Annotated in this window: 11 protein-coding genes; 6 read left to right on the plus strand and 5 right to left on the minus strand. The window is 39.9% G+C overall.

Translation table 11 applies throughout. The features are described from left to right. The 3 genes from B5X76_RS04430 to B5X76_RS04440 all read left to right on the plus strand — a co-directional run. A partial coding sequence (locus B5X76_RS04430; protein ID WP_139375209.1) for an IS3 family transposase occupies window positions 1–275 on the plus strand: 275 nt, incomplete at its 5' end. 63 nt (window positions 276–338) lie between these two features. Beyond that, complete coding sequence (locus tag B5X76_RS04435) at window positions 339–3485, plus strand: efflux RND transporter permease subunit (protein ID WP_079641624.1); 3147 nt, start codon at window positions 339–341, stop codon at window positions 3483–3485. Window positions 3486–3499: 14 nt separating this feature from the next. Further along, window positions 3500–4900 (plus strand): efflux transporter outer membrane subunit, encoded by a 1401-nt coding sequence (locus tag B5X76_RS04440; RefSeq protein WP_176140991.1) that lies wholly within the window; start codon window positions 3500–3502, stop codon window positions 4898–4900. A gap of 33 nt (window positions 4901–4933) precedes the next feature. Here the strand turns inward: B5X76_RS04440 and B5X76_RS04445 are convergent, their stop codons facing one another. After that, window positions 4934–7234 (minus strand): WG repeat-containing protein, encoded by a 2301-nt coding sequence (locus tag B5X76_RS04445; protein ID WP_079641628.1) that lies wholly within the window; start codon window positions 7232–7234, stop codon window positions 4934–4936. 138 nt (window positions 7235–7372) lie between these two features. Further along, window positions 7373–7906 carry a 5' nucleotidase, NT5C type gene (locus tag B5X76_RS04450; protein ID WP_079641630.1) on the minus strand — a complete coding sequence of 178 codons (534 nt, stop codon included), beginning with the start codon at window positions 7904–7906 and terminating at the stop codon, window positions 7373–7375. Window positions 7907–8108: 202 nt separating this feature from the next. On the opposite strand from B5X76_RS04450, the gene B5X76_RS04455 reads away from it, so the two are divergent. Both B5X76_RS04455 and B5X76_RS04460 read left to right on the plus strand, forming a co-directional pair. Next, a complete protein-coding gene (locus B5X76_RS04455; RefSeq protein ID WP_079641632.1) occupies window positions 8109–8855 on the plus strand; it encodes a DeoR/GlpR family DNA-binding transcription regulator in 747 nt (248 codons plus the stop codon). A 229-nt stretch (window positions 8856–9084) separates the two neighbouring features. Further along, on the plus strand, window positions 9085–10419 hold the full coding sequence (locus tag B5X76_RS04460; protein WP_079641634.1) for a GH1 family beta-glucosidase: 1335 nt from the start codon (window positions 9085–9087) through the stop codon (window positions 10417–10419). Window positions 10420–10502: 83 nt separating this feature from the next. Here the strand turns inward: B5X76_RS04460 and B5X76_RS04465 are convergent, their stop codons facing one another. Next, window positions 10503–11030, minus strand: coding sequence for an STM3941 family protein (locus tag B5X76_RS04465; RefSeq protein WP_079641636.1), 528 nt, complete (start codon window positions 11028–11030; stop codon window positions 10503–10505). Window position 11031: 1 nt separating this feature from the next. Continuing rightward, entirely contained in the window at window positions 11032–11565 is a 534-nt protein-coding gene (locus B5X76_RS04470) for a hypothetical protein (RefSeq protein WP_079641638.1), read from the minus strand. A 170-nt stretch (window positions 11566–11735) separates the two neighbouring features. Between B5X76_RS04470 and B5X76_RS04475 the strand changes: the two genes are divergently transcribed. Then, on the plus strand, window positions 11736–12839 hold the full coding sequence (locus B5X76_RS04475) for an AI-2E family transporter (RefSeq protein ID WP_079641640.1): 1104 nt from the start codon (window positions 11736–11738) through the stop codon (window positions 12837–12839). Here the strand turns inward: B5X76_RS04475 and B5X76_RS04480 are convergent. Then, window positions 12834–13568 carry a metallophosphoesterase family protein gene (locus B5X76_RS04480; protein ID WP_079641642.1) on the minus strand — a complete coding sequence of 245 codons (735 nt, stop codon included), beginning with the start codon at window positions 13566–13568 and terminating at the stop codon, window positions 12834–12836. The genes B5X76_RS04475 and B5X76_RS04480 overlap by 6 nt on opposite strands. Window positions 13569–13715: the final 147 nt, after the last annotated feature.

Consider the following 13715-nt stretch of genomic DNA (forward strand, 5'->3'; position numbering starts at 1 on the left):
AATTTAAATCGATACTCAGCGATAATAACATAATCCAGAGTATGAGTAGGAAAGCGAACTGTTGGGATAATGCCGTAGCGGAGAGTTTCTTCAAATCTTTAAAGGCAGAGATGGTCTACCATAGAAGGTTTATGGATCAGCACTCGGCTAAATTAGAGGTGTTCGGATATATAGAAGGTTTTTATAACACTAAAAGAACACATTCGGCTTTAGGTTACAAAACACCTAGGCAAATGGAAGAAATGCTGTTGGGTAAAGAAAGATTAGCAGCATAAAAAAAGTCTCTCATTTTTAGTTGCAGTTCCAATGCAATAAGCACAAGCTAATACAAGTATATCATGCTAAAGAAATTTATAGACCGTCCGGTACTCGCGACGGTAATCTCTGTAATCATTGTGATTTTAGGAATCCTAGGTCTTAGCCGATTGGCTATCACCCGATTTCCGGATATCGCTCCGCCGACAGTATCTGTGTGGGGTTCATTCCCTGGAGGTAACAGTGAGACGGTAATCCGTTCTGTAGTCACCCCCCTAGAAGAACAGATAAATGGTGTGGAGGATATGGAATACATGCGGTCTACCGCTAGTAATGATGGTTCATTCTCTATCACTATCGTATTTAAACAAGGGGTAAATCCGGATCAGGCAGCAGTCAACGTGCAGAACCGTGTACAACAGGCGACACCTATCCTACCTCAGGAGGTAGTCCGCATGGGGCTCACTACATCGAAGCAACAAAACAGTATGGTATTGTTATTTAATCTGTACACGGAAGACAATTCACGCTATGATGAGACCTTCTTACAAAACTATGCTAACATCAACCTTCTGCCCCAGATAAAGCGGGTAAAAGGTGTGGGAAAGGCAGAAGTGTATGGTATGAAAGATTATTCTATGCGTATCTGGCTAGATCCACAGAAGATGGCCGCACATGCCCTTGAACCAGCAGACATCTCTGCCGCTATTGCGGATCAGAGTCTGGAAGCTGCTCCAGGTAAAATCGGGGTAGAATCGGATGCTGCATTGGAATATGTAATCCGCTATAAAGGCAAGAAAAACCTACCAGAGCAATACGAAGACATTATTGTCAAAAATGAAGAATCAAACCTGGTACGCCTTAGCGACGTGGCCCGGGTTGAATTCGGTTCCATATCCTATAGTGGAGACAACACTACCAATGGAAAAAACGCGGTATCTGTCGCTATTATGCAGGCCACAGGCTCTAATGCCAATGAGATTGAAATCGGCATCAATAAAGAAGTAGAAAAGCTGTCTAAATCATTTCCTCCGGGAGTCAAGTACTCTAAGGTAATCAGTTCAAAAGAACGGCTCGATGAGGCCACAGGACAGGTAAAAGCAACACTGATTGAAGCCTTTATATTGGTATTTATCATTGTGTTCCTATTCTTACAGGATTTACGTTCGACCATCATTCCGGCTATTGCAGTTCCTGTCGCGATCATAGGTACCTTCTTCTTCCTTTTAGTTTTTGGTTTTACCATCAACGTATTGACGCTATTCGCGCTGGTGCTGGCCATCGGAATCGTGGTCGATGACGCTATTGTGGTCGTAGAGGCCGTGCATGGTAAGATGGAAGGTACCAACCTTAGTCCAAGAGATGCGACTTATGGAGCTATGGGTGAAATTACCGGAGCCGTTATTTCCATCACTTTGGTCATGTCTGCCGTATTCGTCCCAATCGGCTTTATGTCCGGATCCGCAGGGTTATTCTATAAGCAATTTGCGTATACGTTGGCAATCGCGATTATTATATCGGCGGTCAATGCACTGACCCTTACTCCTGCCCTGTGTGCCTTGTTTCTAAAGAACACTCACGGCGAGGATCATGGTCATGAAAAAAAGGGTTTTGTCAAACGCTTTACGACGGCTTTTAATGCTGGTTTTGAAAACCTGACCGGAAAGTATGTCTCAGGAATAAAACTCTTATTCCGTAAAAAAGCGCTGGCTACCGGGATAATCCTAGGCACTATTGGACTAGCAGGGTACCTTTTGATGAGTACTCCAAAGAGTTTTGTACCAATGGAAGACGACGGTCTATTGATGTACTCCCTGACCATGCCTCCAGGTACGGGCTTAACTAAAACAACCGAAGTAGCCGAGCAAATCAACGACATGCTGAAAGGCAATGAGGCGATACAGGAGAACACATCAATCACTGGATTCAACCTACTGAGTGGTAGTGCAGGCTCGGGATACGGTATGGGGTTCATTAAGCTCAAGCCTCAAAAAGAACGTGGTGCGGTAAAAGACATTAATGTCATCACGGAATCCATATCGCAACAATTGATGCAGGTAAAGGAAGGCAGCATCCTTACTTTTAGAATGCCACCTGTAGAAGGTTATGGGATCACAAACGATGCCGAAATCGCTTTACAAGACCGTGTAGGCCGTGACCCTCAGGTTTTAAAAAACAAAGCAGATGAGCTGATAGGTCAGTTGATGACGACTCCTGGTGTGGCTTACGCGTATACGATGTTCCGCACAGACTATCCCCAACTCGAGTTGGAAATAGATGAAGATAAGGCCAAACAAATGCATGTAAGTGTTGCAGGTTTATTAAACACCATACAGGCTTATTTTTCGGGAGATCAGTCCGCAGATTTTACGCGTTTCGGAAAGTTTTATAGAGTCAGTGTTAAATCCGATGGTGTATTTCGTATGGACCAGGACGCTTTCAATACCATATTCGTCAGAAGCCTTAAAGGCGAGATGGTACCTGTCAACACCTTAATAACGCTCAACAAGGTATATGGACCTGAAGCGGTGAACAGATACAACCTATACAGCGCTTTGACCATAAATGTGTCGCCACAGCCTGGGGTTAGTAACGGTGAACTGATGAGCCGTATAGAGCCTATCCTCAATAGGTTGCCATCGGATTATAGTTATGAGTGGACGGGACTTAGTCTAGAAGAGAAGTCAGCCGGTAATCAAACTATTATCATACTCAGTTTATGTATATTCTTTGTTTACCTGATTCTTTCGGCACAATACGAAAGTTACCTATTGCCACTTGCGGTGATTCTATCCATACCTACTGGTGTCATTGGTGCATTCTTAGGGATACGGGCGATAGGTTTGGACAATAATATCTTCGTCCAGGTGAGTCTAATTATGCTTGTAGGTCTACTCGCTAAAAACGCCATCCTGATTGTAGAATATGCGGTACAAAGGAGAAAATCAGGGTTATCAATCATAGATGCCGCTGTCGTTGGTGCACAATCGCGTTTGCGCCCTATCGTCATGACCTCATTAGCTTTTATAGCAGGTATGATCCCATTGATGGCTTCATCTGGAGGTATGGCTACCGGAAATATTTCCATCAGTATCAGTGCTGCATTAGGAATGCTGAGCGGCGTAATACTAGGGGTCTTTATTATACCTATTCTATATGCCCTATTCCAATATCTACAGGAAAAGGCATCTGGGAAGAAAACACAATACGAGGTAAATATTAAATCATAATACAAAGGAACACAATGAAAATATTATATAGCGCAATCGCAACCATTATGTTTGTGAGTTCCTGCTCTGTGACTCAGCAATATAAACGACCGGAACTGGATTTGCCGGACAACTATCGTACGGAACTCACGCTGACAGCTGATAGTATACAGTTGCCCTGGAAAGCATTTTTCCAAGATCCTTTACTCATCACATTAATTGATAAGGCTCTCGACAATAATCACGATTTGCAAATTGCGCTCAAAAGCATCGACCAGCTTGACTTACTCCTAAAACAAGCCAAACTATCGATGCTTCCTACAGCCGCATTGAATCTCAGTGGTAGTAGAGGATGGCCTTCCAACAATAGCCTAAATGGTGCTATGAGTAGTCAGTTTACAAGCAGTAAATTCATAGATGACTATAATGCTGGGATAACCGTATCCTGGGAGGCCGATATCTGGGGCAAATCCCAATTGTATAAAGAACAGGCAAGAGCAGCATACTTCGGTCAAAAGGAAAATTACACGGCGTTACGGACCCGTATTATCGCTCAGGTCGCCCAGGCATATTATCGCTTGGTGGCATTGGACGAAAAGTTGAAAATCGCACAGGAAAACGTAAAACTGAGCGAGGATATGCTACGTATCACCCGTCTTCAATATCAATCGGGCCAAGTCAACTCGCTCGCTATAGAGCAATCGGAGGCGCAGAAGAAAACGGCAGAACTGATCGTCCCCTTATCATTACAGTCTATTCGCATTCAAGAAAATGCATTATTGATTCTATGTGGTATGTACCCGGATCCTGTCCAGCGTACGACGCAATTAGGAGCGCTTACTCCGCAGGTATTTTTCAATACTGGTGTACCTGCACATTTATTGAGTCGACGTCCAGATCTAAAGGCAGCAGAGTATGAAGTGATTGCACTCAACGCGAAGACGGGACTTGCAAAAACAGCAATGTATCCTTCGCTAAGTCTTTCGGCTCAGGCAGGGTTGAACTCCTTCTTATTTAAAAACTGGTTCGACTTACCGGGTTCAATTACAAAAAATCTAGCTGCAAATCTAGCACAACCCTTATTCCAGAAAAAGGAATTGAAAACGGCCTACGAAACAGCTGTGATAGAACAAGAAAAGGCAGCTATACAATTTCAAAAAGCGACGCTGCTAGCAGTAGCAGAAGTATCTGACGGTCTAGCAAACTATAAGGGCAGCTCAGACCGATTAACACTTACACTGGAAAGAGGTGCTGCCTTGGATAAAGCGACAAACGATGCCTTATTACTTTACAAAAGTGGTATGGCGACCTATCTCGAAGTCATCAGCGCGCAGAATGCAAAACTCCAAAATGATCTGGAGCGTAATAACCTCGAACAGGAAAAATTAAATAGCATTATCGATTTATACCGTTCCTTAGGAGGAGGAACGGATTAAAAACAAAGGCGGCCTTAAAATAGCCGCCTTTGCTTATTCTTTTTCTTTAGCCTTAATCGGGGCTTTATGCCCATTTTCGTCTATCAGATAATACCATCCCCCCTGCTTTACCATGACAGGCCAAGTTTTGTCCTTCGCCTGATAGTTTCTTCGGATTACATCGTAATCAGCTGCCATTATTATCTTTCCATTGGTATCGGCCATTCCCGATTTTCCGTCTTTTACAATCATGACCGTAGGATAACTAGAGCTAAAACTTATATCATCAAAAACAGGCTCCAGCAGTATGGTACCATCCCGTCTCACCAAACCATGATATTCGCCTTTCTGAACATGTAAAACACGTCCATCGGAACTGGCTGCGTACACATTATCGAACTCGAATGGTAGTACTACACGTCCTTCCCTATCAATCATTCCATACTTATGTTTTTTTCTTTCTTCTCCCTTCACTTGTCCCAATTTTGCGGCTAAAGCGATTCCTTCGTAGAAAGCATCCACCTGATCTACTCCTTCAAAGCGCTTTTCTTCTCCTTTATCGTTGATAAACAGATTCCCTTCTTTACCGTATATTTTCTTCAGACCGTAAAAAAACTCACCATAGTTCTTTTTGTCGTACTCGGGAAACCGAAGTAAATAATAAGATGGATTGGTATTCCAATCTGGATTTTCATAAATCAGTTTGTTATCAAAATCTATGAGTCTATGCTGTTTATTTTTCATCTCTAATAGCCAAAAACGATCCGACAACAGATGGCACTGTTCAATATTATCAGGCAGTGTATCCATCCTATCTTGCTTTATATCGTAAGAATAAAATGCGGATTCATAGTTTTCAAGACTCTTACGGATCAGTATGCGATCGCTGCTGACTATATCGATATTTTGTTCTGCTATTGGAATGACTATTTTCTCCAGCTTTAAGTCAAATAACCCAATCTCCTCACGATAACCACCCTCCTTCTTTCCATTTGAAAAGGAGATATAGCGATCTAGCAGCGGATATTCATGTTCGATTGCTCTTTTAGAAAATTGGTAAGAACCATCCAAAGAATAGATTGCAGGCAAGATTTCTCTTCCTTTGTCATCGGTGATTCCCATTTTACCTTTACTTTCTACGTGATAGAAGCTTTTTCCATTGCAATAGCGTCGATCTATACCATCATATTTTCCTATAGGCAGAATAGGTTGTCCCTCCCAACTAAAAACTCCTTTTAGTCCGTTTTTTGCTACTGCTATTACATAGGCTTTCTCGTTCATCTCTGCATCATACCGCATTCGAGCCTTCATATTTTCGTCTCTCTCCCCTCCTAATCCGTTAGCGGCCAAAGACACAGTAGGAACAAATTCGCTGGCATATCTCCCGGCTGCAGTTAAAAAACTGATTTCATCGTATTCAAAATCTAGAAGGATATCTCCGTGAATAGTTACTACACCATATTTATCTTTTCTTTTAGCGATGGCAAGGTCACGATTGAAACTGCCAATATAGTCCAATGAGGGCTGAACAATCACTTTATTGGACAATGGGTCTATAATCCCGAGGTGATCCTTCTCTTTAAAAACCAAAAAATTGGATCCAGTAATAGCTTGGTAAAGCTCGTGTCCCGAGATAATGACGCTTCCAGTGGTATCAAAAACATAGGAATTATCGGCAATATTTGCTTCAAAACGAACGTCTTTTCCATAGTATAGAATCCGCATATATTCGTCGTACTGGACAGGGATAATCAGTTGTCCGTCTGAACGGGCCAATCCGGCCTTTTCCCCATCTCTGACTTCGACAAAGTCATCACTGTAGAAATTCGTTACGTATTCAAATTTTGGTTCTTGCAATAATTCTCCTGTTGTGGCCGAAACCCATCCCCAAAGGCCATTCCGGGAAACTGCAACAACGGATTTATTTACTGCTTTGGCGTCATCGTAATCGAAGGGAACGATAATCTTTCCGTGTTCATCTGCTACTGCAACCTTACCGTTACGTTTCAGAACAGCAAATTTATAATCATAATCTATTCCATCATACCACTGTCCTTCGTAACGGGTTTCAAGTGTTATTGTATCGTACTCAATGGGAATCAAAAGCTTACCACTTTCCTGTAGTAACCCATATTTACCATCCTTGATTACGACAAACAAATCCGCTGCATGCTCGTCGACTTCATCTATCCAAAGATTAGCCGTTGGATGGTAATAATAGGTCTTACCAGATTTCTTGATGCTCACCAAAGGGGAAAGATGGCTCCCTAAATCTATGGATTCAACAATCTGCTCGTGCTGTGTGTACCCAAGTGTAAACTGGAAAAACAAAAACAAGCTTAATAAATACCTCATCTTAAATCGAATATGCTCAAATATCGCTATTATTTATCACTATAAAATCCCTGAATATAGCTAATCTATAGTTTTGCGTACATCAAATTTTCTGAAAGGAAATTTTGCCGTTCACTACATGGAATTTCCTTACACACTCTACTTTTCCATAAAGTACCTATACACATCCTTCCAGTCTTGTACACGTTCGAACCTCTGTTCGTTGATATTATGAAATGTATTGAACATTAACCCTTTGCCTTGAAAAGTTAATAAATTCTTAACGTGGTCATCAATCAGGTAGTCGGTATTAATAATGTGCTTATACCCGCAAAAGACAATATTATGCCACGATATAAATGGAAAATATTCGTCCAACCAGTCTCTTTTTTCGCGTAAGCTCCAAGGGAATTCCATCGCTGCAGACACGACAAAAACATCGTATCTACTGTGCAGTTCTTTTACGACCTCCTGTGCATCTTTTGATACAGGCAATGTTCTGAAAAAACCCTCAGATTCTATGTAACGCATCACTGCTGTTTTATCTGGCACACACTCTCCCTCTGGTAATCCCAATACATCTGCTTCGGTAAGCTGTACTCCGGTCTCCCGATGATAATAATTGAGGTAGTGTACCAAATTGTCGGCTAAAACCCCATCCATGTCTAACGCAATTGATTTTCTATTCTGCATATCATTTAATTTTAATCAAATATAGCAAAATATAGAAATAAAAAGCAAAACATTGCAAACAATAGCAAAATATAGAATTAATGCTTTTTTATTATATTTCCTCTATAAAAGAATCTAAATGGATGAGAAAAGCTACAAAATTCGCTTTTACATTATGATGCAATTAATTGCGTGTAAAGGCGAATTTATGTAGGTTTGCTGTATGTTAAAAGAGGATCGTCATAGTATCATTATAGAAGAAACCATTACGAATGGCTCTTCTTCCTTTCAATCGCTATCTAAAAAACTAGCTGTTTCGGAGGATACAATAAGACGAGATATCAAAGAGCTTGACAACAAAGGCTTATTACGGGCTGTGCGTGGGGGCGCGCTATCCGTATCCCGTATTCCTCATCATTATCGAGATCGAGAGAATACAGATATTGATCAAAAGAAAATAATAGCCCAAAAGGCAGTCTCCTTAATAAAGAGTGGACAGGTATTATTTTTTGATGGAGGTACGTCTGTTCTTGAATTGGCTAAAATTTTACCGACTGACTTAAAAGTTACTATTATTACAAATAGTTTTCCTGTAGCCAACGCTATTGAAGACCACCCATCAGCTGAGCTAATTTTTTTAGGAGGAAAGCTTAATAAAACTTCTTTTGCCACCTATGGAAATGAGACGTTGCAAGGTGTTGCTAAATTTAAGGTGGATATCTATTTTTTGGGTATATGCAGTATTGCCCCAAATAATCTTTCCTGTAAGGATCTAGATGATGCAGAACTAAAGCTCGCTATGATGCGACACAGTGTCAAAACGGTGGGGCTATGTACTTCTGATAAAATAAATAGCGAATCTCCCTACTTCGTCGCTCAAACAGAGGACATGCATACCTTAATAACAGAGAACTCCAAAGAAACACCTAGCACTAAAGCTTTGGCGAAACTAGGAATAGAAATCTTATAACCGTTTTTCTTTTCTCGTATAAAATTAACCTTTCCTTAATATATAATTCACAGAAAACCAGTAGATTTATGTAAATATTATCTGGAGACAGGATCAATTAACATACTTGACCATGAAAACGCTAATCTACTTTTTTCAGAACATCGTCTCTCGCCTATTTTTAGCGCGATTCAACTCTTTTTATTCGCCTCTCAGATCACAAAAGAGCTAATTGAATAAATCGAAATAGATGTTAATGACTAAAAATTCTTTTGGAAAAAATTTTATTTGGGGTGTTTCGACAGCGGCTTATCAGATAGAAGGAGCTCATAATCATGATGACAAAGGTCCTTCTATTTGGGATATCTTTGTCCAAAGAAAGAATAAAATTGCACGCAACCAAAATGGCAACTTTGCCTGTGATTTCTACTACCGATATGAAGATGACCTAAAATTAATGCAGGGCATGCATATTCCTAACTATAGATTTTCTATTGCCTGGAGCAGAATACAACCTGACGGGATGGGAAAAGTGAACCAATCTGGCATTGATTTCTACAACAGACTCATCGACTATTCCCTAAGCCTAGGAATCATTCCATGGATCACACTATATCACTGGGACCTTCCGGATGCACTTGAAAAAAAAGGAGGTTGGACAAACCGTGATATAAAAGATTGGTTTGGTCAGTATGTTGCCATTTGCATCGAGCATTTTGGTGACCGGGTAAAAAATTGGATAATTCTAAATGAACCTACCGTATTTACTGCTGCAGGTTATTTCTTTGGGGTGCATGCTCCGGGTAAAAAAGGCTTAGACAACTTTCTAGCAGCCGCACACCATGCTGCATTAGCTCAGGCACATGGAGCAAGAGTCGTTAAATCATTGCAGCGTGATAGTCATGTTGGCACGACATTTTCCTGCTCGCACGTGGAGCCATTCTCCCTCAAAGAAAGAGACATCATTGCTGCAAGAAAAGCCGATGTGTTACTTAATCGTTTTTTTATTGAGCCGCTATTGGGAATGGGATATCCTACACAGGAGATCAAAGTTTTAAATCGAATCGAACGTTATATGAAACAGGACGATGATGCTAATTTAAAATTTGATATGGATTTTATTGGTGTACAAAATTATACAAGAGAGATTATACGCCATTCGTTATTTGTCCCCTTTTTAAGGGCCAAAATTGTAAGTGCTAAAAAGCGTAAAGTAGAGACCACGACTATGAATTGGGAAATCTATCCCGAATCTATGTATCATATTTTAAAGAAATTCGACACCTATTCTAATATACCTCCACTTATTATTACTGAAAGTGGGGCGGCTTTTAAAGATCTCGTAGTGGATGGTAAAGTCGATGATCCGCAAAGGACGCAGTATATACAACGGGTCATCGAACAGGTATTTCGAGCTAAAAGCGAGGGAGTGAATGTGAAGGGTTATTTCGTATGGACATTCTTAGATAACTTTGAATGGGCAGAAGGTTATCATCCCCGATTTGGACTAGTACATGTGGACTTTGAAACACAGCAACGTATTATCAAATCTTCTGGACATTGGTACGCTGAATTTCTTCGTTAGTAGAAGTACTCGAATACCCCTCATAACTGGCACAGAATAGAAAAAACTGTATTTTATGAGGGGTAAAAGTTTCAATAATCCTTTTAAACTTTCGATTTTTGCCAATATGAAGTGAACAACTCAAAAAGGCCATCGGGATTGACATCTATCTCGGAAGAGCTATGCATAACGTTCAATTCATTTGTCTGTTCATTATATGCCATATTCCAAAGAGCCTTAGGAAGCCTATCGGCATACTTTGATGGGTTATTTATCGTGACTACGACTAAGGTATCTCCCCCAACCTTATGCAAACCGATATTTGATACATCATCCCAATCTCCGATACCAAACTTTTGGGATAAAGGCGTAGTCTTTCCTACAAAATGCGCCGAATTTAACACTATTCGTGCCGATTTATCCTTCAATTCCACTAGTGCTTTAAAAAATAAAAATAGCATAATTAATAGAATTGCTCCTGCGAATACTGCTGATTTTATTCGAATTAGCCCATCAAACAGTCCAACACTATGAAGGAATATTCCAATAAGGAGGATACAAATACCAGCAGCAGTTATCAAAAGCTTTAAGGACTTTCTTGAGTCCCGGTATAACTTGGTCTCATGTGTCATATTAATTGCCCCAGCTAACGTTTAACTGATGCTTTTCGGCATATGCTTTGCCTAAGCTATATACGCTCTCAAACAATTCGTCTACACCTGTTAAATGATCCTTCTCAACTTTTTGCAGCAATGATTGTTTTTCTTGATCAGAACCTTTTGTGTCACATAGCTTTGCATAAGCGGTGTATTCATTCTTATAAACCGGGAGTACTGTTTCAAACAATTTGACTGATTGTTGCTGTAAGACTTTCGCATCTTCATCCGATACATTTAAATCTTTGATATCCTTGATTGCTTTTTCAACAGACATTATTTTCATTGCGACAATTTGTTGGGCTTCATCCCCATTCTTCTTACTGGATGGAATATCTGGAAATTCGACGGTCTCTTGTTGAAGACGTTTGCCAAATGTCGTCGGGTCGAAATCGGCAATCAGATTGGTGTTGAGTACCACTTGTCCAAAAAATTTATCTGGACTAGCAGATTGACAAGCAATAAAAAATAAACTAGCTAATAAAAAAATAATAAAACGGAACTGCTTCATAGATATATAAATTTTAAGAATGCAAATTAACTAAATCTAGTAGGGATACACAAACGGTAAATCATAACATGCCTGTCTAAAGAGAGAGTTATGTTTCTTAAATACTCAACGTATACATGAGCTCTTTGATTTATGATTTGTAATTCAAAAATATTTTGCGACTTTTAAATATGACAAAATTCTTAACTCTTCCTTTTTACATCAAATTAGCCTGTACATTAATCAGTATTATTGCAATCGTATACATAGCACGTGTCGGCCAGGCTATCATTGTCCCTTTTATTTTAGGAAGTCTTTTTGCTCTATTACTGACCCCGCTTGGATCTTGGATGGAAAGAAAATTAAGAATACCAAGAATCCTGGCTTCTCTTGTCTCGTTGCTACTTTTCTTCACTTTACTCATCGGAGTTGTTGTACTATTAGGCTCACAAATGACCAGTTTAAAAGAAGATTGGCCTGCCTTTGAACGACAGGTAGTCCAAGGAATGGAAGTTTTTCAAGATTGGATTTCCCAAAATCTACACATCAACTATTCAGAACAAATGGAATACCTTTCCGATACATTGACAAAATCGGTGAGTCGGGGTACGGCAATCCTAGGAGTAGCACTTCTGTCGATGTCCTCTACATTTATCTTACTTGTATTTACATTTTTATATACCTTTTTCATCTTAGTATATCGTAGGCATATCGTACGTTTTCTCCTATTGCTTAATCACGATAGTCATCACAACATCGTCCTAGACATCGTCTCCCAAGTACAGTACGTAGTGAAGCGCTATCTCATTGGTTTATTTTTGCAAATGATTATCGTAGCGACGATGACCTTCATCGCGCTTACAGCGATTGGCGTAAAATATAGCCTCATGCTAGCCATATTCACAGGTTTCTTTAACGTCCTCCCCTACGTCGGAATCTTCTTATCGATGTTGATTATTGCCTTGATTACCTTTGCAACGTCTTCCTTCATGCATGTTATCTTAGTTTTAATAGCGTTGGTTGTGATCCATTTTATAGATAGCAATTTCGTTGTCCCTAAAATCGTTGGCTCTAAGGTACAGGTAAACTCTATGGTCGCTATGATGGCTATCTTCTTTGGCGAATTACTATGGGGAATCTCCGGTATGTTTTTGGCCATTCCTATCCTTGCAATCTGTAAGATGGTCTTTGACCGTATCTTTGAATTAAAGCCATGGGGCTTTCTACTGGGTGAAGATGACAACAAAGAAAATTATCTGAAGCTAAAAAAAGAGATATGCGACAAAAACTCATGACTTCAATAAAAAATCAGCATAGAAATCAGGGATCTCGCTGTCGTAAATAGCCTTAGCAACGGTGTCTATTGGGTATTCTACTTTATGTACTTCTGACTTTATACTATTAGCAGAAATGGTCAAAATAGCATACGTCGCTTTTCTATCGGCTTCTTTGCTACGCCCGACCGATCCACAGTTGACAAAAAGTATATCTGATTTCGTTTGTATGTAAGAATGATGTGTATGCCCCATAACTATCGCATCCATATTTTGCCTTACTAGCTCTAATACAATAGGCTGTTTATCGTCTCCTTCAAATAGATATTCTTCATTACTGCTAGGTGTTGCATGGACAAGCAGAACTCGCCTGAATACATCATCAACTTTAAAAGTCAGCACCAATTCGAAAGGAAGGTTTGAAAGCCACTTCTTATTTTCTGGAGATATCGTACGCCTTGAAAAATCAATAGCAATGTCACGATTTGCTGTCTCGACCGCATCATGATGGACCAAAGGCACCACTGGGTAATTGAAAGCAATACGTTCGTCGTGATTGCCCAATAGACATGGAATACCTGTTTGTTTAAAAAGTGAAATAACTTCATTACCCCACGGTGCAAAATCTACTAAATCACCTAAACAATAAACTTGTGTAATTCCTTTTAGACGAATATCGGTTAGAACGTGCTCTAAAGCAATAAGGTTGGCATGTATATCACTAATTATCGCGACTTGTATTGCTTTCATCTTTTTGTTATTTTCTGATTGCAAAGATACCAAATCGAGCTTCCTTGATGAAAGTACTTTTGAAACAATATATGGTAGTATTTGTATCCTGTCGTCTCGAAAACGATAAAAAAGGTTTCTGAAAAAATTCTCTGGCAAGCAATCAGT

It is taken from the genome of Sphingobacterium nematocida (assembly GCF_900168125.1).
In the GTDB taxonomy this organism is placed as follows: Bacteria; Bacteroidota; Bacteroidia; order Sphingobacteriales; family Sphingobacteriaceae; genus Sphingobacterium; species Sphingobacterium nematocida.